This window comes from Microcoleus sp. B4-C2 (assembly GCF_036705265.1).
In the GTDB taxonomy this organism is placed as follows: Bacteria; Cyanobacteriota; Cyanobacteriia; order Cyanobacteriales; family Microcoleaceae; genus Microcoleus.
Genome location: NZ_JAUBUB010000006.1, coordinates 18,366 through 44,788, shown reverse-complemented (window position 1 = coordinate 44,788; position 26,423 = coordinate 18,366). Strand labels below are relative to the sequence as shown.

At 41.0% G+C, this 26,423-nt stretch carries 22 protein-coding genes and 1 pseudogene; 20 read left to right on the top strand and 3 right to left on the bottom strand.

Going from position 1 to position 26,423, the window contains the following annotated elements:
* Positions 1-116 precede the first annotated feature (116 nt).
* Positions 117-1,754 (top strand): tetratricopeptide repeat protein, encoded by a 1,638-nt coding sequence (locus tag QUB20_RS03850; protein ID WP_333243338.1) that lies wholly within the window; start codon positions 117-119, stop codon positions 1,752-1,754.
* A 55-nt stretch (positions 1,755-1,809) separates the two neighbouring features.
* Here QUB20_RS03850 and QUB20_RS03845 read toward each other — a convergent pair whose 3' ends face one another.
* Positions 1,810-6,618 (bottom strand): glycosyltransferase, encoded by a 4,809-nt coding sequence (locus QUB20_RS03845; protein WP_333291173.1) that lies wholly within the window; start codon positions 6,616-6,618, stop codon positions 1,810-1,812.
* A 71-nt stretch (positions 6,619-6,689) separates the two neighbouring features.
* Positions 6,690-8,432, bottom strand: coding sequence for a twitch domain-containing radical SAM protein (locus QUB20_RS03840; protein WP_333243331.1), 1,743 nt, complete (start codon positions 8,430-8,432; stop codon positions 6,690-6,692).
* Positions 8,433-8,868: 436 nt separating this feature from the next.
* On the opposite strand from QUB20_RS03840, the gene QUB20_RS03835 reads away from it, so the two are divergent.
* The 19 genes from QUB20_RS03835 to QUB20_RS28605 all read left to right on the top strand — a co-directional run bounded on the left by QUB20_RS03835 (position 8,869) and on the right by QUB20_RS28605 (position 25,018).
* On the top strand, positions 8,869-10,950 hold the full coding sequence (locus QUB20_RS03835) for a tetratricopeptide repeat protein (RefSeq protein WP_333243328.1): 2,082 nt from the start codon (positions 8,869-8,871) through the stop codon (positions 10,948-10,950).
* 85 nt (positions 10,951-11,035) lie between these two features.
* Complete coding sequence (gene pseB, locus QUB20_RS03830; RefSeq protein ID WP_333243325.1) at positions 11,036-12,025, top strand: UDP-N-acetylglucosamine 4,6-dehydratase (inverting); 990 nt, start codon at positions 11,036-11,038, stop codon at positions 12,023-12,025.
* Positions 11,983-13,188: a UDP-4-amino-4,6-dideoxy-N-acetyl-beta-L-altrosamine transaminase gene (gene pseC, locus QUB20_RS03825; protein ID WP_333243322.1), complete on the top strand. Its 1,206-nt coding sequence runs from the start codon at positions 11,983-11,985 to the stop codon at positions 13,186-13,188. Before pseB ends, pseC begins: the two co-directional genes overlap by 43 nt.
* Positions 13,185-13,922 carry a glycosyltransferase family protein gene (locus QUB20_RS03820; RefSeq protein ID WP_333243319.1) on the top strand — a complete coding sequence of 246 codons (738 nt, stop codon included), beginning with the start codon at positions 13,185-13,187 and terminating at the stop codon, positions 13,920-13,922. Before pseC ends, QUB20_RS03820 begins: the two co-directional genes overlap by 4 nt.
* A complete protein-coding gene (locus QUB20_RS03815; RefSeq protein WP_333243316.1) occupies positions 13,912-14,568 on the top strand; it encodes a pseudaminic acid biosynthesis-associated methylase in 657 nt (218 codons plus the stop codon). Before QUB20_RS03820 ends, QUB20_RS03815 begins: the two co-directional genes overlap by 11 nt.
* 13 nt (positions 14,569-14,581) lie before the next feature.
* The gene (locus tag QUB20_RS03810; RefSeq protein ID WP_333243313.1) at positions 14,582-15,736 is read left to right on the top strand and encodes an N-acetyl sugar amidotransferase; all 1,155 of its coding nucleotides are present in this window, start codon (positions 14,582-14,584) and stop codon (positions 15,734-15,736) included.
* 9 nt (positions 15,737-15,745) lie between these two features.
* Positions 15,746-16,363: an imidazole glycerol phosphate synthase subunit HisH gene (hisH, locus tag QUB20_RS03805; protein WP_333243311.1), complete on the top strand. Its 618-nt coding sequence runs from the start codon at positions 15,746-15,748 to the stop codon at positions 16,361-16,363.
* A 6-nt stretch (positions 16,364-16,369) separates the two neighbouring features.
* A complete protein-coding gene (wbuZ, locus tag QUB20_RS03800) occupies positions 16,370-17,128 on the top strand; it encodes a glycosyl amidation-associated protein WbuZ (protein ID WP_333243308.1) in 759 nt (252 codons plus the stop codon).
* Between the two features lie 96 nt (positions 17,129-17,224).
* Positions 17,225-17,578: a hypothetical protein gene (locus QUB20_RS03795; RefSeq protein WP_333243305.1), complete on the top strand. Its 354-nt coding sequence runs from the start codon at positions 17,225-17,227 to the stop codon at positions 17,576-17,578.
* A 49-nt stretch (positions 17,579-17,627) separates the two neighbouring features.
* Positions 17,628-19,121 carry a UDP-2,4-diacetamido-2,4,6-trideoxy-beta-L-altropyranose hydrolase gene (pseG, locus tag QUB20_RS03790; protein ID WP_333243302.1) on the top strand — a complete coding sequence of 498 codons (1,494 nt, stop codon included), beginning with the start codon at positions 17,628-17,630 and terminating at the stop codon, positions 19,119-19,121.
* A 9-nt stretch (positions 19,122-19,130) separates the two neighbouring features.
* Positions 19,131-20,189: a pseudaminic acid synthase gene (gene pseI / locus QUB20_RS03785; RefSeq protein ID WP_333243299.1), complete on the top strand. Its 1,059-nt coding sequence runs from the start codon at positions 19,131-19,133 to the stop codon at positions 20,187-20,189.
* 28 nt (positions 20,190-20,217) lie between these two features.
* Positions 20,218-20,952 (top strand): glycosyltransferase family protein, encoded by a 735-nt coding sequence (locus QUB20_RS03780; protein ID WP_333243297.1) that lies wholly within the window; start codon positions 20,218-20,220, stop codon positions 20,950-20,952.
* Complete coding sequence (locus QUB20_RS03775) at positions 20,949-21,914, top strand: Gfo/Idh/MocA family oxidoreductase (protein WP_333243294.1); 966 nt, start codon at positions 20,949-20,951, stop codon at positions 21,912-21,914. The genes QUB20_RS03780 and QUB20_RS03775 overlap by 4 nt, the downstream gene beginning before the upstream one ends.
* Positions 21,911-23,203 carry a DegT/DnrJ/EryC1/StrS family aminotransferase gene (locus QUB20_RS03770; RefSeq protein WP_333243290.1) on the top strand — a complete coding sequence of 431 codons (1,293 nt, stop codon included), beginning with the start codon at positions 21,911-21,913 and terminating at the stop codon, positions 23,201-23,203. Before QUB20_RS03775 ends, QUB20_RS03770 begins: the two co-directional genes overlap by 4 nt.
* Entirely contained in the window at positions 23,176-23,745 is a 570-nt protein-coding gene (locus QUB20_RS03765; protein ID WP_333243286.1) for a GNAT family protein, read from the top strand. Before QUB20_RS03770 ends, QUB20_RS03765 begins: the two co-directional genes overlap by 28 nt.
* Complete coding sequence (locus QUB20_RS03760; protein ID WP_333291171.1) at positions 23,735-24,658, top strand: hypothetical protein; 924 nt, start codon at positions 23,735-23,737, stop codon at positions 24,656-24,658. The genes QUB20_RS03765 and QUB20_RS03760 overlap by 11 nt, the downstream gene beginning before the upstream one ends.
* A 62-nt stretch (positions 24,659-24,720) precedes the next feature.
* Positions 24,721-24,834, top strand: a complete 114-nt coding sequence (locus QUB20_RS28610; RefSeq protein WP_445299373.1) for an N-acetylneuraminate synthase family protein — start codon at positions 24,721-24,723, stop codon at positions 24,832-24,834.
* Complete coding sequence (locus QUB20_RS03755; RefSeq protein WP_333243279.1) at positions 24,831-24,968, top strand: hypothetical protein; 138 nt, start codon at positions 24,831-24,833, stop codon at positions 24,966-24,968. The genes QUB20_RS28610 and QUB20_RS03755 overlap by 4 nt, the downstream gene beginning before the upstream one ends.
* Entirely contained in the window at positions 24,947-25,018 is a 72-nt protein-coding gene (locus QUB20_RS28605) for an SAF domain-containing protein (RefSeq protein WP_445299374.1), read from the top strand. Before QUB20_RS03755 ends, QUB20_RS28605 begins: the two co-directional genes overlap by 22 nt.
* Positions 25,019-25,175: 157 nt before the next feature.
* Here QUB20_RS28605 and QUB20_RS03750 read toward each other — a convergent pair.
* Positions 25,176-26,423 (bottom strand): annotated as a pseudogene (locus tag QUB20_RS03750) (hypothetical protein); the annotation flags it as partial.

The window sequence follows — 26,423 nt, the reverse complement described above, 5'->3', positions numbered from 1 at the left end:
GCTAGGGGGGATCGAGGGGTTGGAAAACACACCCTAGGCTGTACCGAGACTCGCATACTCACAAGCTACTTATCAACCCCGATCGACCAAGCAAAAAAAATCTACGGTAGAAAATTATGAATAGCTCATTACAAGTGCATGAAGAGACTGCTTCTAATTATTTTCATAGAGGCAACCTCCTGAAACAGTCTGGTAAATTAGAGGAAGCGGCCGCCGCCTACCAGCGGTGTACTGAACTAAACCCGGATTTTTCCTGGTATCACCACAATTTGGGTGAAGTTTTGGCGAAATTGGGGCAGCGGGATGGGGCGGAGAAAAGTTACCGCAGGGCCTGCGAACTTAACCAGAATTCGGCTTGGTCTTGGCACAATTTAGGAGAGGTTTTGGAACAGCAGGGCAATCTAGATGAAGCCGTGGCTGCGTACCGCAAAGCTGTGGAAATATATCCAGATTTTTATGAGTTTTATAACAGCTTGGGTAAGGGTTTGTGTTTGCAAGGTCAACTGGATGAATCTGTAAGTTGTTTGCGAAAAGCGATCGAGCTTGACTCGGAATCGGCTTTGCCTTACCAAAATTTGTGGGAGGCTTTGGCAAGACAGGGACGGGTTGATGAAGGGATTGAGTGCTTGCATCATGCGATCGATCTAAATCCGGGTGATGGGGAATTATACCTGAAGTTGGCAGAGGCTTTGCAAGGTAAGAATGAATTAGCAGAAGCCGTGGGTTATTACCGAAAGGCGATTCAGTTGAAGCCTGATTTCCATTGGATTTACTATAAATTGGGAACGGCTTTATCGGCACAGGGTCAATGGGAGGGGGCGATCGCGGCTTACTCGAAAGCCGCTGAGCTGGAACCGGGTTCGGCGATCGTCCACCACTATTTGGGGCATACTTTGTCGATCGTGCAGCGGTGGGAGGAGGCGATCGCATCTTATCGGAAAGCGCTGGATATCGTACCGGATGCGGCAGTGATTTACCAGCATTTGGGCGATGCTTTGGCGAAACTTCAAAAGTGGGAGCAGGCTGCGGGAGCTTACCGCAAGTCGGTTGAGTTCGATCGGAATTCGCTGGAGGCTCAGGATCATTTGGGGTTTGCTCTGTATCAGTTGGGGCGGTATGATGAGGCGATTTCTGCCTATCGCAGAGCGCTGGAAATTGCTCCTAATTCGGATGTAGTGAACTGTCATTTAGGGGATGCTTTGCGCGGACGAGCTGGCGTTCAGCCGCTTCAGAAAGAGGTTGAGCTGGATTTAGATGAGGCGGTAAAGTGTTATGGCAGGGCGATCGAATCGAATCCCAGCAATTTGGAGGCTGCTCAAAAGGCTGTGGAGATTAAGTCTGACGACTCGAAGCTTTATTTGCAGCTAGGTAAGGCTTTGGCAGAACAAGGGCAGTGGGATGGGGCCATAGCTCAGTACCGCCGCGTTCTCGATCAAAATTCTGACTCTTGGGAGGCGCATCATTATTTAGCCGAAGCTTTGGCAAAACTGGGGCGGTGGGATGAGGCGATCGGTGCTTACGATCGATGTGTGAAGCTTCATCCTAATGATTTTATGTCTTACGCTGGTTTGGGTGAAGTTTGGCTGGGTAAGGGAATGCCAGAGAGGGCGATCGAGTTTTATCAAAAGGCGATCGATCTTAACCCTAATTTAGCTGAGGTTTATGATAAGTTGGGTGATAGTTTGGCTAAGGTGGGGCGACAAAAGGAGGCTAGTGTTTGTTATCGTCGGGGGCTGGAATTAAAGGCGAAGTAATAGACTTGAGCTTTTTTCCGAAACCCGGTTTTTGGCAAAAACCGGGTTTTTTGGTCTAGGATTTACCGATGGGGAAAGCCGATCGCTCTAATTGTGACTGGGCTTGTTTCAGTTTTGAGCGCGATCGCTCCAATTCTATCTGCATTTCTTCTGCCGTTTGTTTCCAACTATTCAACTGAGACTTCACCCATTCCTTTTCCGATTGAGTGGCCTCTAATTTAGCTTGTACCTCCTGAGTTGATCGCTGCCAAGTTTCCACTTGCGCTGCTAACTGAGATTTTTCTGCTTGAGTTTCCTGTAATTGTGACTCTTTTTGTATCACTTGAGATTGTAGATTCTGCACTTGGTGGGCTAACTCTTTTGCTTCTGCGATAAAAGCCTCTTTTTGAGCCTCTAAAATAGCGGGGTTAGCCTCTGCATACGGGCGATATCGGTTAAAAATAATCTCCCTAGTGCGAGTAAAATCGGCTCGATTATGGCTACTGGTGTTAGTGCCATCTTTTCTTTGGGTAAATTCGCAGGTAGTTTCTTTGATATGGGCTATGTCAAATTTGCGGGAGAGTCGAATTATTAAATCCCAATCTTCATGGGTTGATAGGGTTTCATCAAATAAGCCCACTTCATCTAAGCAGGATTTTTCGTGCATTACACATAAGTTAGGAGTGCAGTTACTCACTAAGATTTTGTCATTATCAAAGTCTAGGGAGTAGGGCACACTACGGTGAACTGTCACATATTCACCATTTTGTTTTTCCTGTTGCGCCATGACAGCATCGGTGTAGGCAATTTTATATTCGCCATTTTCTAGGAATTTGACTAGGGTTTCGATGTGATTGGGATAGTAGATATCGTCGTCGTCTAAGTAGGCGATGTATTTACCACGGGCGGCGCGGATGCCAGTGTTACGGGCGGCGGAGCGTTCGAGAGCGCGATCGTGTTTTTTATAGACAATATTACCCTTGGTACTGAGACGCGATATGACTGATTGTACGTCAACACCACCATCGTTGACTACGATGATTTCTAATTCAGTTAATGTTTGGTTAAGAACACTTTGGATAGCTTGGGTAAGCATTTCCGGGCGGTCTTTCGTGGGGATGATGACGCTAACTAAAGGTTGCTCTGATGCCGAGGGGTTGGTAAGCTGATTTGTTGGTATAAACATTGGCATAGAGGGCTTTATCCAAAAATAATCAGCAAAAGTGTTACTTTGATTGTTTACAGCAGCAATATTATTTTGGATATTTTGTCGATCGCTATTGGTATCTTGTAAAGCTAAATTCAACATTTCTGTGGCTTGCTGGTAGTTTCCTTGAGTCGCTCTAATTATTCCTAAATTGTTTAGTGCTAAACAGTTTGTTTGGTCCAGTTCTAATGCCTTACAGAAAACTTTTTCCGCGAAATTTATATCGCTCACGATGTGAGTTTTCCAGATATAACAGTCTTTTCCCCAAGATCCAAGTACGGCATATAATTGAGCTAAACTTGAGTGATCAACCACAGAATTGTAGCCAAACAAACGACATAAATTTTTGGGTTGCAAATAGTTATCTCGCAGGGGTTTATATTCATTTTCTGAAGCTGTATATCCTGCTTCTCCCATGCTTACACTATTAAGATTCTCATAGTACAATCCTACAGTATCTGGGATTTTTTTTGCCATTAACCCATTGGCATAAAACCGCAGCATAAATTCTCTATCACCAAAAACTTTCATATCGTCTCTATAGTAACCAATCTGATCGAACACGCTTCTTTTGATTAAAGCGGCATGAGTAGTAATTTGGTAATATAAAAGTAAGGGGGGAATAAATTCTGGATAAGAAAAGTTGAATTTCTCAGAATTTGAATCAAAAAAATCATTTTCCACAGGTGTTATCAGCCAATCACCATAAACAGCACTTAAATGGTGTTCGCCATCTAATTTATTGGCCATAATTTCTAGTGCATTTGTCGCAAAGCGATCATCAGCATTAGCATTAATCACATATTTGCCATGACACATCTTAATGCCACGATTCCAAGCTGCATAAATAGTCTCTCGATTTGGGGTACGTTCGTAAATAATATGGGGGTATTTCTTCTGAAATTCTTTAACGATTGAACGCTCATTTTGTTCAGAATTACTGTCGATCACAATAATTTCTAGTTGACCTTGGGTATATAAAGTCTGATTAACTAAATTTTCTAAGCGACCTCTAATGAATTTTTCGGAATTGTAAGTCGAAACGATCGCTGATACTTTACAAGGATAGCTTAGCTGTTGTATTGAATTATAAAGTTCAACGTTAACAGCTTTTGTGGCATACTGTTGTGGACAATACTTAATAATTTTAGTCCTTTTACTTCTATAAATTTTCTCCAAAATATATTCTCCTAATTCCACCAATGGGTGAAAACTATACCAATTATCATGTTCATAATTTGGTGACTGTATTTCTTCAACCATTTCCGCATAAGAATCATAATTTAGGTAGTATTTTCCTATTTTCATGCCATACTTTCGCCAAGCCAAATCAGAAAAATTAGTATGATGTACAACATGATAGGCTATTCTTGAATCGAGAAACTTTAAATTAATATTAGTGGGTAAAAGAGCAGCGGGCATCCAGTAGTCCCACCAAGGCATACCAATACAAAATGCCTCCATTGGATATAAGTCTATAATAGAAGTATCAAAGAAAAAATAATCAAAACCATATTCATATTTCCCTACTGTATTATCTATCGAATCAAGCGACTGTAGATAGACCTCATCAAGGGAAGATAGATTAATTCTATTACCAAATACAAGAGAATTGACGGATTCCTCGGCAATAAAGAAACGAAAATTAGAATCTGCTTTCAAACATATATCTGAATTGACAATGCCACCTATTTTTGTGCCATGTTGTCGTAGATACAGTAGCATATCATCAAGATATACCAGGGGTCTGCCAGCCTCAGAATGTGCATCACGAGTGACGGCATGAAAAAGTACATTCTGGTAAAGAGGTTGCAGTTGGTCAATTTCTGACTGTATATTTAATGAAACAACCGAAAACCCTAAAGCTTGCCAGCTATCTATCGCCACTCGCTGTTTTTCTAGATTTTTGGGTGCAATACTCGTCACAATTACTACATCATCTTTCTGATGGGATTGCCCCTCCTGCTCTCCTTTTTCAAGAATTGTGACTGTCGTTAGATCCCCGTTATCATCTTGTTGTTCCTGGGATTTTTTATTAGCAACTATCTCTCTCAGCGTCAACCTAACAATGATTGGTTCTGGTGCAGGTATTGATCGGGTGTATTCTTCTTTATCTAAAAGACGTTCCTGATTCACAACCAACTCTACTTCTTGCATATATTTATCTATATACAGTTTTGACCGCTGACCTTCATAGGATCTAAACCCACCTAAAAAGTCATCAATAGGAAATAACGACGCATACCGAGAGAAGCGTACCCAAAGTTCAAAATCACCTGCCAGTTCTAGCTGTAAATTTAGTTTGGAACCAGCTTGCTCCCAAAGGGAACGTTTCCAAAATGTACTTTCTTGTTGAATAAATCTTCGTCTTTCTCTAATTTCTTTAGTCAAGTTCAATAGATATTCTCTTGACCATTTTGGAATAGAGGATTCAAAGTAAGTAAGTCTACCATCTCGATCCCAGGCAGTGGCTCTGCCAGTTATCCACTGTATTTTTTGATGGTTATTAAAAACTGATTCGACCTTAAAAAAAGCGTTTTGATGATACTTATCATCAGAATTTAGCCAGGCCATAATTTCGCCTGTAGTTTTTTTGAAAGCATCATTAATGGCAATATATTGACCTCCATCTGGCTGACTTTGCCAGTAGCTCAAATACTTTTCATACTTTTTAATTATCTCAATTGAATTATCTTTACTACCACCATCCATAATAATATATTCAAGATTCGGATAACCCTGTTCCAAAATAGATTGAATACATTCCTCTAAAAATTCCCCTTGGTTAAAAGAAGGTGTAATTATTGATATTTTGGGAACTGATTTTTTGACAATCAGACTTACCCCCCCCCCTTGATTATTTGTTTCTATGGAACTGTTTAGTGAAGAAGATGGTATGCTTGAGATTGAATTGATACTATTAATTGATTCTTTCAAAACTTTTTTCTTCTTCTTCCATAAAACATTATATGAAAGCGGCTTGCCAAATAATTGATAGCTTTGATGAGTAACAGGTTCCCACATCATATTGTAAGCCGCTTCGGACATTACATATAGATCCCGATCTTTTTGCATTTCGGCAAATGGGATCATCTGATTAACCGTTTCAATGTTTTGAAAAATATATAGTAGAAGTTTGTTTGTCCAAACATTTGTCTGTACACCTTCTTTTTCGCTAACAACATCAAATAAATGAATAGAAAGACCCCCAGCTTTTAAAACCCGATTGATATCATCACAGACATTTTTAAAAGTTTCCTCTGTTTCTGGATAGACGTGTTCTAATGTTGAGAGACTGAATACACAATCGAAATAATTATCGGGAAGTTCAGGGCTGAAGTCTCCCATATAGGCAGAAACAAGGTGAAAACCTTGGTCATCAGAGATTTGCAATGGGCCATTACCTACCCCTTCAAACTTATCGACATTCCAGATTTCGTATTGCTGTTTCAATGCTTCAATAATACGAGAGTTCCCACCTCCAACTTCTAAAAGTTTTGAACCAGGAGGTACATTATCGATAATGAAGTTGTAGGCAAGAATATCCTGATATAACTTCAAATTGGCTAGGTTATGGTCTACCCCGATATGTTCGCCGAATCGAGGAAGTTTATAAAGGTGGCTTTGCTTTGAATATGTAAAATCTTGAAAGTCATTCCACATAGTTTTAAGATTCATATTGACCTCGTGTTTTTTTTGATTAAAGTACATACTTAATTCCCCGACTCAAGCATAAATAATTAATTTTTTCAATTTATCTCCTCTGGCACTTTATCTGAATACATCTTTTCTGAAGTCCACGCAAAACCTGATTCCTCAAAGAAAGAGGCCAGTCTTGGATAAGTATCACAAAAACTTTGTCCCCGTGAGGTATCTAGATCATTTGTAAATAACATAAAAGTTTTGAACGTTTCTATATTGCAATGATCCGGTCCCAACTCAAGGTACTCTACCATTGCCATAACATTTCCTTGATTGTGTGAAAAGCAATCATTGTTTGCGTATTCTCGCAGGCGAGATGCTGCCAGTTGCCGAGCTTTGGGAGGCATAACTAATATTGATAAGTGCCTGGGTCCATCAAGGAGCATTAGTGCAAATTTTATTTCTAGATCATCGCAAAATCTGCAAAAATTAACCATATTCAGTACATTATATATCTGAACCATAGGCACGGCAGTTAAATTAGCATTCGGTAACTTCCTCAATTTTAATATATTCTTACTAACATTCGACCAGCGCGAAGGATAGCGAATATATTCATAATCAGCCCCCATCCCATCCAGGCTTAAAGCAAAGTCGATTTGACGAAACTTAGAAAGCTTTGTCAAAAAATCATCTTTCATAATCGTACAGTTAGAGTTAAACTGTAAGGTAATATTTTTTTCCACTCCTTTCTCAATCAGAAAATCTATAATTTCTTTAACCTTGGGATTGATTAGCGGTTCACCTCCTGTAAAATAAAGCTCCTTAATAGCCTCTGACTGACCAAGAAATTCCTCAAAAATAAGAGCATCATTTTCAAACCAAGGAGCATCATTAGAAAATCGACTAAAAACTAAGTTGGAAGATTTTTTTCCTTTTTTATCGTCATATTCTCTGCAAAGCTTAATTTCCTCCACCGCTACACCAAGATTACTATCATGAAGGGTTGAAAAAGTTGGGCTAATGATGCGTATTTGTAGATTCTCCTTGACGGGAAGTGAAGTAAGATCAAATTCTTGTACACACCTTCCACGAGGGCGAATACTATCAAAAATAGTTGTACCGTTAACCATAACCTTCAGCCAGCCACCAGAATCATTATCATTAAAGTACCACAGTTTTAGAATCATAGACCGCAATTTAGTCCCGGCCTGTAGTGCTAAGTCAATAGAACCATCACCTTCAGTCCATCGTAGAGAACGCCCCTCAAGCATTTCAAAGTCACGAAAGCCTTGATATTTTACCCCTTTCAATGGATTGGGACCAATAACGACGGTGTCATCAATCCAGAATAGTAGACCAGCCTCTTGAAATTCTAAGTTCGGAGACCACTTGCTGTGAACTGGATCTTGTTCAATTTGGGAACTGTAAGAGCTATTACACATCCGACATTTCAAATTACACAAATTACCAAGATTAAATTGAATATACACCGGAAGATTGGATTCTATAAAAGAAGCAGCTATTGCTCGTTTTTTTTCTACGTCGATTGTTGTACTAAATATCTCCAACCATTTTGCATTAGATTGTGTTCTGTAGCTAACACCTATACGGGCTTCATCAGCGTAGCACCCCTGACAAGCGGAAACCCATTCACCTGAAACCATTGATTTACGAACGTTCTGCATATATTCTGAATTCCAAATATCCTTAACAGAATGTTCGTACAGCGAGTAGGGGCGACCATCACTGTCAGTAATCGAACAACTAGCCCTACAACAAATTTTGGCTGTCCCCGATGGGTTAATTTGCAAGTGTTTCCACGCCAGGACACAAAAAGTTTTACTCATGGAGTTTTACTCATGGAATTTATAGGGTCTTGTGTTTTCGTACCGATTGGTGCTACCCTAGCATAGGTTTTGATAGAAATCAACTCTTTTTAACCACTATAGCAATCCTAAATCATTTGTAAAAATATGTAGGGGTAGTGCTAAGAGTGCCTACCCCAGCCAAGGCGTGGCAACCACGGGGGGTTTGCCCCTACAAGAATTACACGAATCATTTAGGATTGCTATATAATCTATAACAGCCGCGTTTAGGGTCATAGAAAAGTTCGGTCAATGGGAAACTCAGAGGCTTCAGCCCAAGCCTGAGAGGGAAACGAGAAGGTGGACTCCAGTCAAGAGTGAATCCCCTTGACAAGTGCGTATATCAATGGCATTATCTATACATAATGCCCGTAAAGCGGTTTCCCGGCTGTTGTTTTTTGATTTGATACATTAAATTATGAGCGATTTGATTACAGGTGATGAATTACTGCAGAAGACTTACCACAAGCTGGGAGAGGCTTTAGAACAGTTAGGGCGTTGGGAAGAGGCAGTGGGAGCCTATCAGCGTAGTATAGAACTTAATGGCAATTCTTCGTTTTCCTATGAAAGTTTAGGCAATCTGTTGGCAGAAAAAGGTCAGTTTGATCTGGCCATCGGGATGTATAGGACTGCAATTAGATTGAATCCTAGTTTTCATGGTTACCATTATCATCTGGCTCAGGCTCTAATTGGAAAAAAAGATTATCAAAATGCGATCGCAGAACTGTTATCATGTATTGATAAAAATTTTCAACATTACCCCTCGTATGATTTAATAGGAGACTTGTTGATTCAACAAGGACAAGAGGCGCAATTGATTCAACTATACAGGCAAGGCTTGTTAGCGATGAGGCATTGTTCTACAGACTATCAAAAAATAATACAAAAAATATCTGATTTGGGTTTAGACGAAGAAAAAATTTTTAACGATAGTTTTCTCAAGGATCTTCAGGTTATCAGTGACTTTTGGGAGCCTCATCAATCGGTTGGCAAAAGAGATGAGTGGATTCTAATTGAGCTTCATGCTACTGGTGATTTTGGTGTGTATGTGACTGGATGGAATTTGCTAGCAGCTAAATGTTTACAAAAATTGTATGGATATAGAATGGCAGCATTCCTGGCTTGGGGATATGACCATCACCTTAAGCAATTATTGATATCTTTTGGTGTAGAAAAATTTATTATTAGCCATGGTGATTACGGTTTAATTGATCGTCAAAAATCTCAGCTAGAAAAGTTTTCACAAGAGGCTAATAGCGAAAATTTCAAATATTTACTGCAAGATTTCAAGTGTGAGGATTTACATATTGGAGACCTAGTGTACGATCTATTAATCAGACAAGGATTAATGAGTACACCAATTCTTGACCAAAGGGTAATGGCTGAATTAGAGTCTCACTGTCTAGCATATAATTTCTGGAAAATTTTTCTGGACAGTTGCAAAGTTAAATTTTTAATTAGCAGTCATGCAACTGTTTACATTCAAGGATTGATATCGCGTTTAGTAGCCACTGCAAAAGGCATAGTTTTGGAGGGAGGTGGTCCGGGTATAACTAGATATGAAACTGTTGATGAACTCTATGATGGTCGGTTCTTTATTTCTGAACAATTGTTTCTTTATTTTTGGAATCATCATAGACATGAGTCTGCTGCAATTGGAAGAGAACTTCTGGAAAATACAACTGGCATAAAGCTATCTGATGCGAGCTTAATGTATGAAACTAAGGCTTATAAGGATAAAAAAGTTTACACTCATCTAGAATTTTGTGAGCAATTGAATTTAGATCCCTCTCTGCCTATCGTAATTGTGGCATCCCATGTTTTTAATGATTGTCCACACTGGACTCGTGATCGACTTTTTGTAGATTATTATGAAGCTCTCGTAGAAACCTTAAAAATTTGTTCTCAAATTGACTCTGTAAATTGGATCGTTAAAGAACATCCCGAAGTAGGCAACATTTCAATGGGTTATAATGTAGATAAAACAGCAAAAGAATTGGTAAATAATGAGTATAGTTCGTATCAACATATTAAGTTAGCTCCCGATGATATAAGTAATATATCAATTATAGATTTTGGTCATGCCGTAATTACTGTCAGTGGAACAATAGCTCATGAGTTAGCCTGTTTTGGAATACCTTCTATATTGTCTGGTTCTTCTAGTTATTCTCAATGTGGCTTTACCAATAATCCTCAATCAGTGGATGAGTACAAATCTCTGTTATATACTATTCATAAGCAAGACAAACTTTCTCCTGAAAAGATTGAAAAAGCGTATGTAGCCTATGCAATATTATATCATTACACGAGACCAGCAGGAAAAGGCAATTTGGATTTAGGCTGGGGAGAGCCGTGGGTTGTAGCGGAGAATTTGGCAAATAAGATAAAAAGCAACGAAATTGGAACCGTAGAGGAAGACACATTTTTTAAGAACTTTATGACTCAGATTCTTATGAAAAAGAAAGAGTCACTTAGATTTGATGACCTTCTGGGTTATTGATCATGTAATAATTAATGTTAACTTAATTGAGACTTGATAGAAACTGTTATAAGTCCACAAAAAATCACTGACCAATAAACAAATCATGTTCCAAAACAAATCAATCCTCATCACAGGCGGTACTGGTTCCTTCGGGAAACAATGCGTAGAAACCCTACTCAATCAGCACCAACCTAAAAAAATTATTGTCTACTCCCGAGATGAACTCAAGCAATATGAAATGGCGCAAAAATTGGACTCCCCAATTATGCGCTACTTCATAGGAGATGTCAGGGATGAAAAACGTTTAGCACTGGCTATGCGAGAAGTCGATTATGTCATCCATGCCGCCGCACTTAAGCACATTCCAGTAGCAGAATACAATCCAATGGAGTGCATTAAGACCAACATTAATGGGGCGGATAACGTCATTAATGTGGCTCTGGAACAAGGGGTTGACAAAGTGATTGCTCTATCTACCGATAAAGCCGTTAATCCCATTAACCTTTATGGAGCGACAAAACTAGCCGCAGATAAGTTATTTGTTGCAGCTAATAACCTCGCTGGAGAGCGGAAAACTCGCTTTTCTGTTGTCCGCTATGGTAATGTTTTGGGATCAAGGGGTTCGGTTGTCCCTTTTTTCCAGAAATTGATTCAAGAGGGCGCGACTGAAATCCCAATTACAGACCCACGGATGACTCGGTTTTGGATTACCCTCAATCAAGGCATTGATTTCGTCCTCAAGAATTTTACGAGGATGCAAGGAGGAGAAATTTTTGTCCCTAAAATCCCTTCTATGAAAATGACGGATATGGCAGAAGCTCTAGCACCTGGTGTCCCTCATCAAACTGTGGGCATTAGACCGGGTGAAAAACTCCATGAAGTCATGTGTCCCGTTGAGTCCTCCCACTTAACTTTAGAATTTGATGACCATTATGTAATTACGCCCACCATTGAATATTCCTATAGCCTTGATTATCCTACTAATGCTTTAGGCGAGCATGGGATTTCTGTGGCTCCAGATTTTGTTTATAGTTCAGATATAAATCAAGAATGGTTGACTGCGACCCAGTTATTAGAGATGCTCAAGCCATGAATCAGTTTATCCCCTATGGTCGCCAAGATATATCTCAAGCCGATATTGATGCTGTGGTTGAGGTGTTGCGCTCGGACTGGATTACTCAAGGCCCGGCGATAGAAAGATTTGAGAAATCAGTCGCTGAGTATTGTGGGGCTAAGTATGCAGTGGCGGTTTCCAGTGCAACGGCCGGTTTGCACATAGCTTGCTTGGCAGCAGGTTTAAGTGCAGGCGATGTCCTCTGGACTTCTACGAATACCTTTGTAGCCTCAGCCAACTGTGGGTTATACTGTGGTGCAGATGTCGATTTTGTCGATATTGACCCCCATACTTACAATCTGAGTGTGGAAGTGCTAGAGCAGAAACTCACTCATGCTGAACTAGAGGGAAAACTGCCGAAAGTGGTGGTTCCCGTTCATTTTGCGGGACAGTCTTGCGAGATGGAAAGGATTTTAGCCCTGTCACGAAAGTATGGTTTTACTATTCTGGAGGATGCGTCTCATGCTATTGGGGCTAGATATCAGGATAATCCTGTCGGAAGTTGTTTATTTTCCGATATGGCCGTGTTCAGCTTCCATCCTGTAAAAATTATCACCACAGGGGAAGGGGGAATGGTAGTGACCAATCGAGCAGATTTATACGAAAAGCTGATTCGGTTGCGGACACATGGGATTACCCGCAACCCCGAGTTAATGAGAGGTGAGTCTCACGGGTTGTGGTACTACCAGCAGCTAGAGTTGGGATTCAACTACCGGATGACGGACATTCAGGCAGCATTGGGCGCGAGTCAGATGCAAAGGCTAGATGAGTTTGTGTCGTGTCGTAGGCTGTTGGCAGAAGGTTATAATAGCTTGTTGCAGGATTTTCCCTTAGTTTTACCTTGGCAACATCCTGATACTGAGTCGAGTTGGCATCTGTATGTAATTCGGCTGAAGCTAGATAAAATTGGTAAAACTCATCGACAAGTATTTGAGGAATTACGAGCAGCCAAAATAGGAGTAAATTTGCACTATATTCCTGTACATATTCAACCTTATTATCAAAACTTAGGTTTTAAAGTTGCTGATTTTCCAGAAGCAGAAAAATATTATCAAGAAGCTATTAGTCTTACAATGTACTATAGCTTAACAAAAGCAAACCAAGAGCGAGTTGTAGCTGTTCTTAGAGATATTTTTACATGAAAACTGTGATTATCGTTCAAGCAAGAATGACATCTACCCGTTTACCCGGAAAGGTACTTAAGCAGGTATTGGGAAAACCTTTGCTCGAATACCAGATTGAAAGACTACAACGAGTGAAGCTGGCAAATGAAATAGTCATTGCTACTACCACTAATGAAACAGATGAAGCCATGGTTGAATTATGTAACCGTCTTGCTGTTGCTTACTTTCGGGGTTCGGAAGAAGATGTGTTAGGAAGATATTATCAAGCAGCTACGGCACACAAAGTAGATATAGTGGTTCGGGTAACTTCCGACTGTCCTTTAATTGACCCTAAAGTTATCGATGAGGTGATTAATTTATATCTTAAAAATCAATCCAACTATGATTATGTTTCTAACTCCTTAGAAAGAACTTATCCCAGAGGGATGGATACTGAAGTGTTTTCTTTTTCAACATTGCAACAGGCTTTTTTGGAAGCGACAGCACCATCAGATCGCGAGCACGTAACTCCGTTTATTCACCGACAACCAGCACGATATCGTTTGGGTCATGTTATTTACTCTGAAGATTGTAGTCACCATAGATGGACAGTAGATACCCCCGAAGATTTTGAGTTGATTCAGAAAATAATCGAAGAAATTTATCCTAGAAAACCTAATTTTACGTTAGAAGATTGCTTGAGTTTACTAAAAAATCATCCAGAGTGGTACATTATTAATAGTCATGTAAGTCAAAAAAACTATGATAAATAAATCAACACAACCCGAAGATGTGAATTTCGTGACAGAACAAGAAAAATTTTGGAGCCAAGAATTTGGAGATGAATATACTCATCGGAATCAAGGAGATAGCTTAATTGCTCGGAACTTAGCCTTATTCAGTAAAATTTTTTCTCAGACTCAAAAAATAAATTCATTGATTGAATTTGGAGCCAATAGAGGACTGAATATAGAAGCCATAAAAAAGCTATTGCCTGAGTTAGAAGTATCTGCGGTTGAGATTAACAATTTAGCAGTTGAAGAACTCAGAAAAATAGAAGGGATGGAGTTAGAAATCTACCCTCAATCAATTTTAGATTTCAACCCAATACGGGTTTGGGATTTTGTACTAATCAAAGGGGTACTAATTCATATTAACCCTAATTGTTTAGAACAAGTTTATGATCGATTGTACGAAAGCAGCGATCGCTATATTTGTCTTGTTGAATACTATAATCCTACTCCAGTTGAGATAACTTACAGGGGTCATCAAGGCAAGTTATTTAAGCGAGATTTTGCAGGGGAACTGCTGGATCGGTTTAAAAATTTGCAACTTTTGGATTATGGATTCGTCTATCACCGGGATATCCACTTTCCTCAAGACGATTTAACTTGGTTTTTGCTAGAAAAAATTTCCTAAAGGAGATACTTCAATGATTCGATATTGTAATTGTTGCGTGATGCCAGAAACTAAGCCCGATTTGTTCATTGATGAAGAGGGAGTTTGTAGTGCCTGCCGTAATATGGAGAAGCGGCAAGCGGTTGATTGGGAATCTCGAAAACAAGAGTTACTAAAGGTACTTGATCGCTATCGGTCAAAAGATGGAAGTAACTACGACTGTATTGTTCCAGTTAGTGGTGGCAAGGATAGCCATTTTCAAGTAATCAGGATGCTGGAACTTGGCATGAATCCTCTATGTGTAACTTCCACAACCGATAAATTGTCGGATATTGGAAGGCGTAATATTGAGAACTTGAAAAACTTGGGAGTTGACTACATTGAGGTGACAGTTAACCCATCAGTGCGACGAACCATTAATAAGTTAGCCCTAACTCAGATTGGTGATATTTCTTGGCCGGAACACGTTGTTATCTTTACTATTCCTGTGCGGATTGCTATACAATTCAATATTCCTTTAATCATTTGGGGAGAAAATCCTCAGAATGAATATGGGGGGCCGGCTAGTGCCACAGAAAACAATACGCTGACGAGAAGATGGTTGGAAGAGTTTGGAGGATTGTTAGGACTGCGGGTTTCTGATTTGATTGGCCAGGAAGGAATTGAAGGAAAACATCTGATTCAATATAGTTATCCTTCAGATGAAGATTTGCAAAGGGTAGGATTAACTGGCTTGTTTTTAGGTTACTACTTGCCTTGGGATGGTTATCAGAATGCTCTGTATGCACAAGCTCACGGTTTTGAGACTTATCACAAACCAGTAGAAGGTTCTTTGGTTAATTACGAAAATCTTGACAATTATCAAACGGGAATTCATGATTATTTCAAATTCTTGAAATATGGCTTTGGGCGGGCAAGTGACCTAGCTTGTTTGCATATTCGGAGGGGGCGATTGTCGAGACAAGATGCTATTAAGTTACTAAGAATGCACGATGGTAAGTTTCCTTGGGTATATCTTGGTTGTCATATTGAGGAAATCTTGAAAGACGTTGATATGACTTTAGATGAGTTTATCCACATTTGCGATCGCTTCACAAATAAAAAATTGTTTGTTTGTGACTCTCGCGGCAATCTGGTGAAAGATAAAGACGGAAATCTGACTAAGATTAACTACGATAACCTAGATTAGGTAATACCCATGAAAAAGGTAGTAATTACTGATTATGGAATGGGTAATCTTGATTCTGTTGCCCGCGCTGTACAAGAATGTGGGGGCCACCCTGTGATTAGCCAAAAAGCCGAGGATTTTCAAGAAGCCCACTATATTATTCTTCCTGGAGTTGGGGCTTTTGCCACTGGCATGAACCATCTCTGCGCTTCCGGCTTAAATGAAATCTTACACGAACAAGTCATCAATCAAGGTATTCCTTTTTTGGGGATTTGCTTAGGGATGCAGCTTTTAGCGACAAAGGGTTGGGAAGGAGGAGAAACTCAAGGGCTAGGGTGGATTGATGGAGAAGTTAAACGGCTAGAACCCGATCTACCAGATATCCGAATTCCCCATGTTGGCTGGAATGAAGTGATGTTTAATAAACCTTCACCCTTGTTGGACGGAATTACTACGGGTAAAGATTTTTATTTTGTCCATAGCTATCACTTTTTATGTAAACATCCGCAAAAGGCGATCGCCCATACCCCTTACTGTGGTAACTTTGTCTCTGCCGTAAACAAAGACAATATATTTGGTGTTCAGTTTCACCCGGAAAAGAGCCAACGTTTAGGATTTCAAGTCCTCAAAAATTTTCTCTCCCTTTAAATTTTTATGCTAAAAATCCGCGTAATGCCCACCTTATTGTTTAAAAATTTTGGTCTAGTTAAGAGTGTGCAGTTCGATAGCTGGCGGCGAATTGGCAGCGTTATGCAGGCTGTCAAAGTTTATAATTTGCGCGAAGTGGATGAATTGGTATTTTTAGACATTAGTGCAACTCCAGATGGGCATCCTCCTGATTTTGAGACCGTTGATGAAATAGCAGATGAATGCTTTATGCCCCTAACCGTAGGGGGGGGTGTGCGCTCTGTAGCGGATGTTAGACGCTTATTGCAAGTCGGTGCTGACAAAGTTGCTATCAATACTGCCGCCGTACAAAATCCAGAACTGATTCATCTAGCAGCCCAACAGTTTGGTTCTCAGTGTGTTGTAATTTCGATTGATGTCAAGAAACATTCAAATGGTACTTATGAAGTCTTGACTCATGGTGGAACTCAACCGACTGGGAAAGACCCAGTAAGATGGGCAAAGGAAGTGGAATCTTTGGGTGCGGGGGAAATCCTCTTGACATCAATTGATCGGGATGGAACGATGACAGGTTATGATACAGAGTTGACAAAAAATATTAGTCATGCAGTCTCGATTCCAGTTATTGCATCGGGGGGGGCTGGTAGTTATCAAGATATGGCTTCAGTTTTGCTAGAAGGAAGAGCCTCGGCCGTTGCTGCTGCGAGTATTTTCCACTTTACTCAGCAGACTCCTTTGGAAGCCAAGCATTTTTTAAACCGTCTGGGATTAAACGTCCGGCTATAATTTTTTATATATCGAGTAATCGAGGTTTTTTTTCATGCACTCAGAACACATTTGTCCTTTTTCTAAAGTGAATAGTATTTAAGTGAGGTATATACGGTGACAAGTAATACGGAAAATACAGATAGATTGAGAACGCTCATTCAAAAAATGAGACTAGCCTATCAGCGCGGTGAGAATGCTATGGCGTGTGCTAGGGAAATCCTTGGCGGATCGGAAAACTCTTTAATTGCTACACTAATTTCGTATGATTTGCAAGCAGGCTCCTACATTTCTGCGGTTAAAAATAATCCAGAATTTCAAGAACGTTGGTGTCACCAAGTTGCAAGCATTATCAACCCATTAATTAAAGACAAAAAACAATTTACATTGTTGGAAGTTGGTTGTGGTGAGGCACCTTGCGTGGTGTACTTGAAAAACTTTCCTATGTGCCAGAGTATTCTCCAGGAATAACTGACGGTACTATAAACTGATTTTTGTAGCTGTGAGGAGGCAGTCGTTAATGCAAGTCGTTTTTCGGGTCGATGCTTCTACACAAATAGGCACAGGCCATGTCATGCGCTGCTTGGCTCTCGCTCAGGCATGGCAAGATCCCCCCCAAGGGCAGGCTATTTTTATCATGGTAAATCCTATCCCTGCCTTAGAAGAACGCCTCAAATCAGAAGGAATGGAAGTTGTCCACTTGACCCCAGAACCAGGTAGTTTAGAGGATGCCCAGGAAACATCTGCACTCGCTCATCAGTTCCCAGCGAATTGGGTGGTGGTGGATGGGTATCATTTCGGTGCAGAATATCAGAAAACCATCAAAGATTCTGGATTACGTCTATTATTTATTGATGATTACGGACACGCGGAACATTATTATGCTGATTTTGTCCTCAATCAAAATATCTCTGCTGACGAGCAATGGTATAACAACCGAGAACCGTATACTCAGCTACTGCTTGGCAGTCGTTACGCGCTATTGCGACGGGAGTTCTGGCAGTGGCGCGGTTGGCAACGAACAGTGCCACCAGTAGCTAAAAAAGTTTTAGTGACTTTGGGAGGTGCAGACCCTGATAATATTACACTGAAAGTCATCCAGTCTTTGCAGATTGTGGAAGTGGAGGAACTAGAGGTAGTCGTCGTTGTCGGGGGAAGTAACCCACACTATGAGAGTCTAAAAATGGCTGTGCAGGATTCACGTTATCCCATCCGGTTGCAACAGAATGTAACCAATATGCCGGAGTTGATGGCTTGGGCAGATGTGGTAATTTCTGCTGGAGGTACTACTTGCTGGGAATTAGCTTTTATGGGTTTGCCGAGTATTTTACTGATTTTGGCAGATAATCAGAGGGCGATAGCTGAAAAACTAGCAACTCTCAACCTAGCAGTTAATCTGGGTTGGCATCAAGATGTTAAAGAGCAAGAAATTGCCTCTACACTCTCTCAACTTTTGCAATCAGCAGAACAGAGAGCCAAAATAATTAAAGTTACCCAACAAATAGTAGATGGAGAAGGAAGCTCAAAAATTGTAAGGAATTTAGAAGCCAATTCTATCCAACTAAGACCTTTAATAGAAGACGATTGTGAAATTCTGTGGGATTGGGCCAATGATCCAGTTATTCGTTCCGTATCATTTTCCTCAGAATCTATCTCTTGGACAGATCATGTTCAGTGGTTCACCTCCAAATTATGCGCTCAGAATTGCGTTTTTTATATTGCCCTTAACCCAGATAATGTACCCATTGGACAAGTGCGCTATGATATTACCCAGAAAGAAGCAACTATTTCTTTGGCACTGGCAGAATCTTTTAGAGGAAAAGGCTATGGTAGTAACTTAATTTTATTAGGCTGCAAGAAACTGGGTCAAAATTCACTCATTGAAAGAATTAATGCTTATATAAAACCCGATAACTTAGCATCTATAAGAGCTTTTTTGAAATCTGGTTTTAAAGAAGTAGGAAAAGAAATAGTTTACGATCAAGAAGCCTTACATTTAATTAAAAATTTATAATCTAAATTGATGATGCAAAAACCGATTCTAATTGCAGATAAAAGAGTAGGTAATACTTTTCCCCCCTTTATTATTGCCGAAATGTCTGGCAATCACAATCAATCCTTAGAAAGAGCCTTAGAAATCGTAGAAGCGGCAGCCAGAACAGGCGCACATGGCCTCAAGCTGCAAACCTACACCGCCGATACGATGACCTTGGACATAAAGGAAGGGGAGTTTTTGATTGATGACCCCAACAGCTTATGGTACGGTTATAGTCTATACGAACTCTACCAGCAAGCACATACCCCTTGGGAATGGCACGAACCCATCCTGAAACGCTGTAAAAAATTGGGCATCATTGGCTTCAGCACCCCCTTTGATGCCACCGCTGTTGACTTCTTGGAGTCCTTGGAAGTCCCATGCTACAAAATCGCCTCGTTTGAAAATACCGATTTGCCCCTAATTCGCCAAGTCGCCAGCACCGGAAAACCCATGATAATTTCTACGGGTATGGCTACAGTAGCCGAATTAGATGAAACCGTCAGAACCGCCAGGGACGCGGGGTGTGAGGATATCATTTTACTCAAATGCACCAGCACCTATCCCGCAACCCCAGAAAACAGCAATCTTCTGACCATTCCTCATTTACGGGAACTCTTTGGAGTACAAGTTGGTCTATCTGACCACACAATGGGCATTGGTGCCCCAGTTGCCAGTGTTGCCCTGGGTGCTACCGTAATTGAAAAGCACTTTACCCTACGTCGTGCTGATGGGGGTGTTGATGCCGCATTTTCAATGGAACCCGAAGAAATGGCACAACTTGTGGTAGAATCTGAAAGAGCTTGGCAAGCCTTGGGTCAGGTTCAGTATAGACCAATAAATGCTGAGAAAGCATCTTTAGTTTTCCGGAGATCCCTTTATGTTGCCAAGGATATGAAAGCAGGAGAAGTATTTACACCAGAGAATCTTAAAGCAGTCCGGCCGGGGTTGGGTTTGCCTCCCAAATACTACGATGTCCTGCTAGGTCAACGGGTTGGGCGAGCAGTCAAAGCTGGTACACCTGCATCTTGGGAATTATTGAAATAGTTCAAGCATACAAAACCCTTGTAGCTTTATGAAAATTGTTGCAACGATTGAAGCTCGAATGACTTCCTCGCGCTTGCAAGGCAAGGTACTTTTGCCAGCCCAGGGGAAACCCATGCTTTATCATTTGGTAAACCGATTAAAAGCCGTTCCTTCGATTAATGAAATTGTTTTGGCAACTACCATTAATGCAACGGATGATGTCTTGATTGACTTTGCCAAACAAGAAAGCATCTTGTCCTATAGAGGTAGCGAAAAGGACGTGATGTCTCGGGTCATTGGAGCAGCAGAAACTGCTGATGCCGATGTAATTGTAGAAATTACAGGTGATTGCCCAATAATTGACCCAGACCTGGTTGAGCAGACCATTCAAATGTATTTGCATCATGAAGCAGCCTACGCCAGCAACACCCACATATCCAGTTACCCAGATGGCATGGATACTCAGGTTTTTTCCCTAGAGTCCCTCAAGCGTTCCGCTGCAATGACTGATACTCCATTAGATCACGAACATGTGTCTCTTTATATGAGAAATCATCCAGAAATTTTTCCCCATGTACATCTCATCGCACCTCCATCCTTACGTTGGCCTAGTTTAGGTTTAACCTTAGACGAACAGGCTGATTACCTTTTGTTGAAAAAAATTATCGAGACATTAAACCCGAAAAATCCTCTATTTAGTTGTCTGGATACAATCCAGTTACTCAAACAAAACCCTGATTGGCTAGAGATTAATCGTCATGTAGTTCGGAAAGGTAACACATGAGTTTTCGCACATTAGTCGTAGGATTGGGGCAGATTGGCATGGGTTACGATCTCAATCACGATCCAAATCGTTTCGTTTTGACCCATACGCGCTCCTTCCAAATTCATCCTAGTTTTGAACTCGCTGGTGGTGTCGATTCCAACCCAGAACGCACTAGCTTGTTTCAAACAAAATACTCATGTCCCGGTTATGCCAGTTTAGAAGCAGCCTTGATTGATGTTGAACCAGATATAGTTGCAATTTCAACCCCCACAGCCCAGCACCATCAAACAGTTAGCACAGTTCTCAAGACGATTAAACCGAAAGCCATACTCTGTGAAAAACCTCTTGCTTATGATTTAGACGAAGCAAAAGCGATCGTAGCCGATTGTGAAGCTCAAGGTGTGAAGCTCTATGTCAATTATATGCTTCGTTCAGAGCAGGCAGTATTCGATATCAAAAAACGTATTAATAATGGTTGCATTTCTCAACCCATCAAAGGAGTAAGTTGGTACTCGAAGGGTCTACTGAACAACGGCTCACATTTCTTTAACTTGTTACAGTATTGGTTAGGAAAAGCCATCGACTTTAAGGTTATTGATGGAGGAAGATTATGGGACGATATTGACCCAGAGCCAGACGTACAAGTAAATTTTGAGTTAGGAACCGTTGTTTTTCTAGGTGCACGAGAGGAAAATTACTCGCACTACAACATTGAGTTAATTGCTGGTAACGGACGCTTACGTTACGAACAAGGTGGTTCTCAGGTTTTTTGGCAAGAAGTTATTGCCGATTCAACCCATGAGGGCTATCGAATTCTCAACCCAGTCCCTGAAACGATAAACTCGAATTTAAACCAAATTCAGTGGTATATTGCTGACCAATTGTCAATTAGTCTTATGGGGCAAGAAGCTCAAATTTGTTCTGGGAAAGATGCTCTAGAAACTCAAGAAACGATTAATCGGATTGTAACAAACTTATGAAAAACAATAGTTTTACAGATAAGCTGGCTCTTTTAGGTGGTTCTAAAACTATCGCTCACCCGTTCAAACGCTATAACCCGATTGGCTCTGAAGAGGTGGCCGCTGCTATGCAGGTGGTAGAAAGCGGTGTTCTATCAAAGTTTCTAGGATGTTGGGATCCTGATTTCTATGGTGGTCCTAAAGTACAGGAATTTGAGCGTGCTTGCGAGAGGTATTTTGAGGTTAAGCACGCGATTACGGTTAACTCTTGGACATCCGGTCTGATTGCAGCCGTGGGAGCAATTGGAATTGAGCCGGGTGATGAAGTAATCGTTAGTCCGTGGACAATGTGTGCAAGTGCAACAGCAATTCTACATTGGAATGCTATTCCCGTTTTTGCTGATATTGAGCCAGAAACTTTTAATTTAGACCCAAAATCAGTTGAGGCTAACATCAGCCCTTACACGAAAGCAATCATGGCTGTTGATATCTTCGGTCACTCAGCTAATCTGGATGCATTAATGGAGATCGCGACCAGATATCATTTGAAGGTTATTTCAGATACCGCCCAAGCTCCGGGTGCTTACTATAAAGGGAAGTATGCTGGCACGGTGGCTCATGTTGGTGGCTATAGCCTCAACTACCATAAGCATATCCACACGGGTGAAGGAGGGATTCTTGTCACTGATGACGACGATATTGCTGAGCGTCTACAGCTTATCCGCAATCATGCTGAGGCAGTGGTGGGTGATAAGGGAACTAAGAACCTTGCTAATATGATCGGATATAACTTCCGGCTAGGGGAAATTGAGTGTGCGCTCGGTATCGAACAGCTCAAAAAGTTAAAAAGTTTTGTGGCTACGCGACAGCGTGCCGCAGAGCGTTTAAGTCTAGGTCTACAGGGATTAAAAGGATTGCGGACTCCTATCGTTAAGCCTGAGTGTACCCATGCCTATTACGTCTATCCAATGGTGCTGGACGTAGATTTTCTAGGTGTAAGTCGTGATCGAATTTATGAAGCTTTGGTGGCTGAAGGAATTGAAGGGCTTGCACCGGGTTATACTAACCTACACCTATTGCCCATGTATCAACAAAAGATAGCCTATGGTTCTAAAGGTTTTCCTTGGACATCTGACATTTGCCATCGCGACGTGGATTACAGTCAAGGCATTTGTCCCGTAGCCGAAGAATTACAGGCGAATCAATATCTCGGATATGAGATGTGTTTAAGTGATTTGAGCGATGATGATGTAGACTTAATTGTTCAAGCTTTTATAAAAGTATGGGAGCAGATGGAGTTATTGCGATGATCTATACACTTAACGATCAATATTATGTTCGCCCTCTTAGGCTAAGTGATCTAGAGGGTGACTATCCACTTTGGTTTGAGGATCAGGAGGTTTGCCAATTTAATGCTCATGGAAAATTCTTTAAAACCATCGACTATTTTTGTCAGTATATAGAGACAATTAATTTAGAAAATAAAGTCGTGTGGGCTATTTGCCATCAAGCAGACGGGCACATTGGTAACATCTCCTTGCAAGAAATATCAATGATCAATAGAAATGCCGAGTTTGCCATCATTATCGGCAACAAAAAGCATTGGGGACAAGGTATAGGAAAGCTGGCTGGGTTAAAATTGATTCAACATGGGCTATACAAGTTAAATCTTGAGCGTATTTATTGTAATACGGCGGACACGAATCAAGCCATGAAAGCATTAGCTATTTCACTAGGAATGATCCAAGAAGGATGCCGTCGAAAACACCTATTTATAGAGGGTGAATGGGTGGACGTGGTGGAATATGGCTTGCTTCGTGAAGATGCTAAGGGTGAAAAAATTGTCTATTAAAAATGCAATGCAAAAATCAATAGTATGTATTATTAGTCATGATGCTGGTGCCGCAGAAATTCTAGCAAGTTATGTTGCCCAAAATAAGTTAGACAGCCTGTTTGTTTTGGCAGGCCCGGCGATCGCAGTTTTCGAGCGGCGAATAGGGAAGATTGATATTGTTGAGCTTGAGGAAGCTCTACTGTCCTGCGATTGGTGTCTCTGTGGTACAAGTTGGGAGGCTGATTTAGAATGGCAGGCAATTCATCAAGCTAGGGATGCCCATAAACGTGTTGTTGTTTTTCTAGATCATTGGGATAACTATCGTGATCGTTTCATTCGCCAGGGAATCGAGCATCTTCCTGATGAAATTTGGGTAGGTGACTCCTATGCACAAACTCTTGCATCTCAGATATTCCTAAACACGCCGCTCAAAGTAGTGGAGAATCCCTACTTCCAAAATATTCAGCATCAACTCAAGCATTTCCCCCAGACTGAAGCCTCTACCGCTAATGGACTCAAGATACTTTATGTCTGTGAACCGATTGCCGAATACGGTCTTAGAAAATATGGTGACGAGCGGTACTGGGGGTATACAGAATATGATGCCCTTTCATACTTCCTGGAGAATCTAGCCATTTTTGGTCAGCCAGTTAACAAGGTGACAATTCGACCCCATCCATGTGAGTCTCTAGACAAATATAAATACGCACAAGACCTATTTGGTGACTTGGTTGTTCAGGGTGGACAAAAAACTTTAATAGAGGAAATTAGCCAATGTTCAGTTGTTGTTGGTTGCGAAACAATGGCGATGATAGTAGGGATTTTAGCCAATCGAAGAGTCATTAGCTGTATTCCTCCAGGAGGCAAACCATGTTCTCTTCCTCATCAAGAGATAGAACACTTGTCTCAATTACTGAAAATCAAAAGGTAGTGCCTGTGAAGTAATGATATAGACTATGAAGAGTCGTTAGTCCCTTCAGGCATCATGTCCCTATGTCGCCAATGATCGAGAAACACTTCCCCCTCTCGCCTGCCGATGGCGGCGTAGACTCCACATTTTCCATGGAACCCGCAGAAATAGCCCAACTTGCAAAGGCAAACCCATGATAATTTATACAGGGATGGCCACCGTAGCCGAATTAGATGAAACCGTCCGAACCGCTTCAGAAGCAATTCCTCCTTTGCGGGAACTCTTTAACGTGCAAGTAAGTATTATGAGATGCTGCTGGGTCGTCGGGTGACTCAACCTGTTAAAAAAGGAACTCCTGTAAGTTGGGATTTGCTGCTTTAGAGTCAGTCAGAAAACAGGCGTTGCACAATGATAATAGGATCACGCAGGTAGGGGTACGGAGCGGGCTAATAAAAAAAGTTTCACTAAACTTGCCTTAATCTTTCCGTTCGTTTCAACTGCGAAATCGTCATCAGGAAGTTACTTAATAACACATTATTTAGCACTTACTTCGATTAAGTCGAGGTTGAATCAGCCTTTTCCACTCTTCTGAATTTGTCAATGCGTAGCTATCAAAATCATGGCCCTTTTCTGATGAAAATTTAGCAAAGCTTTCCAACCAGTTGATTACAGACTCGGTTCGTGAGAGTGGTGTCAATTTCAAAGACTCCTGCAAACACTGTTGCATTTTCTTTAAATCGTCACTTTGATAAGCATACCACGCATCCCATACCAGCAATTTATACTCAGTTGCAGTTGTTGACTGTGGTTCAGTGGTTACATACTGATTTTGTAACCGAGCCCTGACTAATTCTACCTGAGTCTGAGAGAATTGAGATTGTAATTGTTCTAATTCCTGCTGATTTTGAGAGAACTGAGATTGTAATTGTTCTAATTCCTGCTGATTTTGATGCAGTTGAGACTGAGACTGTTCTAATTCCTGCTGATTTTGATGCAGTTGAAACTCGGACTGTTCTAATTCGGCCTGAGTTTGAGAGAATTGAGACTGGTACTGTTCCAATTCCCCTTGAAGTTGGTGAATTTGAGAGTCAGCCCGTTTTAATTCACTTTTATCCTCATGTATTTGAGACTGAAACTTTTTCAACACAGTCTGACTTTGTTTCACATCCAACTGAGACTGTTCCCATTCCCCTTGAAGATGGTATAATTGATGGTAAACTCGCTTTAACTCATTTTTATTTTGATAAAGTTGTGATTGAGACTCTCTCAAGAGGCCCTGGGTTTCGTCCACTTGCGACTGGGACTGCCGGAAGAGGCTCTGGGTTTCGTCTACTTGCGACTGGGACTGCTGCAATTGAGATTTAATCTGATGGAGTTCAGATTGGCTCTTGGCTAATTCAGCCTGAGTCTGGTGCAGTTGAAAGCGACCTCTTTCTTCTTCCCACTGAGATTGATAAAGTTGGGACTTGGTTTGTGACAATTCTGTTTTAGTCTCGTGTAGTTTACCTTGAGACTGTTCTAATAGTGCATGAGTTTGGTGCAGTTGTTCCTGAAACTGTTCAGCTATAGCCTGAAATTCACCTAACTCCTCTTTACACTCCTGTAATTCCCCCTGAGTTTGATGCAGTTGAGACTGGGACTGTTCTAACTCCCCCTGAGTTTGATGCAGTTGAGACTGGGACTGTTCTAACTCCCCCTGAGTTTGATGCAGTTGAGACTGGGACTGTTCTAACTCCCCCTGAGTTTGATGCAGTTGAGACTGGGACTGTTCTAACTCCCCCTGAGT

What these genes read in the sequence shown, in the direction of transcription:
- pseC (WP_333243322.1), top strand. Translation starts at nt 11,983, where the DNA reads ATGGTTGACTGCGACCCAGTTATTAGAGATGCTCAAGCCATGAATCAG.
- QUB20_RS03835 (WP_333243328.1), top strand. Translation starts at nt 8,869, where the DNA reads ATGAGCGATTTGATTACAGGTGATGAATTACTGCAGAAGACTTACCAC.
- QUB20_RS03845 (WP_333291173.1), bottom strand. Translation starts at nt 6,618, where the DNA reads ATGAATCTTAAAACTATGTGGAATGACTTTCAAGATTTTACATATTCA.
- pseB (WP_333243325.1), top strand. Translation starts at nt 11,036, where the DNA reads ATGTTCCAAAACAAATCAATCCTCATCACAGGCGGTACTGGTTCCTTC.
- pseI (WP_333243299.1), top strand. Translation starts at nt 19,131, where the DNA reads ATGATGCAAAAACCGATTCTAATTGCAGATAAAAGAGTAGGTAATACT.
- QUB20_RS03770 (WP_333243290.1), top strand. Translation starts at nt 21,911, where the DNA reads ATGAAAAACAATAGTTTTACAGATAAGCTGGCTCTTTTAGGTGGTTCT.
- QUB20_RS28610 (WP_445299373.1), top strand. Translation starts at nt 24,721, where the DNA reads ATGTCGCCAATGATCGAGAAACACTTCCCCCTCTCGCCTGCCGATGGC.
- QUB20_RS03820 (WP_333243319.1), top strand. Translation starts at nt 13,185, where the DNA reads ATGAAAACTGTGATTATCGTTCAAGCAAGAATGACATCTACCCGTTTA.
- wbuZ (WP_333243308.1), top strand. Translation starts at nt 16,370, where the DNA reads ATGCTAAAAATCCGCGTAATGCCCACCTTATTGTTTAAAAATTTTGGT.
- QUB20_RS03780 (WP_333243297.1), top strand. Translation starts at nt 20,218, where the DNA reads ATGAAAATTGTTGCAACGATTGAAGCTCGAATGACTTCCTCGCGCTTG.
- hisH (WP_333243311.1), top strand. Translation starts at nt 15,746, where the DNA reads ATGAAAAAGGTAGTAATTACTGATTATGGAATGGGTAATCTTGATTCT.
- QUB20_RS03810 (WP_333243313.1), top strand. Translation starts at nt 14,582, where the DNA reads ATGATTCGATATTGTAATTGTTGCGTGATGCCAGAAACTAAGCCCGAT.
- QUB20_RS03815 (WP_333243316.1), top strand. Translation starts at nt 13,912, where the DNA reads ATGATAAATAAATCAACACAACCCGAAGATGTGAATTTCGTGACAGAA.
- QUB20_RS03775 (WP_333243294.1), top strand. Translation starts at nt 20,949, where the DNA reads ATGAGTTTTCGCACATTAGTCGTAGGATTGGGGCAGATTGGCATGGGT.
- QUB20_RS03840 (WP_333243331.1), bottom strand. Translation starts at nt 8,432, where the DNA reads ATGAGTAAAACTTTTTGTGTCCTGGCGTGGAAACACTTGCAAATTAAC.
- QUB20_RS03850 (WP_333243338.1), top strand. Translation starts at nt 117, where the DNA reads ATGAATAGCTCATTACAAGTGCATGAAGAGACTGCTTCTAATTATTTT.
- pseG (WP_333243302.1), top strand. Translation starts at nt 17,628, where the DNA reads ATGCAAGTCGTTTTTCGGGTCGATGCTTCTACACAAATAGGCACAGGC.
- QUB20_RS03755 (WP_333243279.1), top strand. Translation starts at nt 24,831, where the DNA reads ATGATAATTTATACAGGGATGGCCACCGTAGCCGAATTAGATGAAACC.
- QUB20_RS03765 (WP_333243286.1), top strand. Translation starts at nt 23,176, where the DNA reads ATGGGAGCAGATGGAGTTATTGCGATGATCTATACACTTAACGATCAA.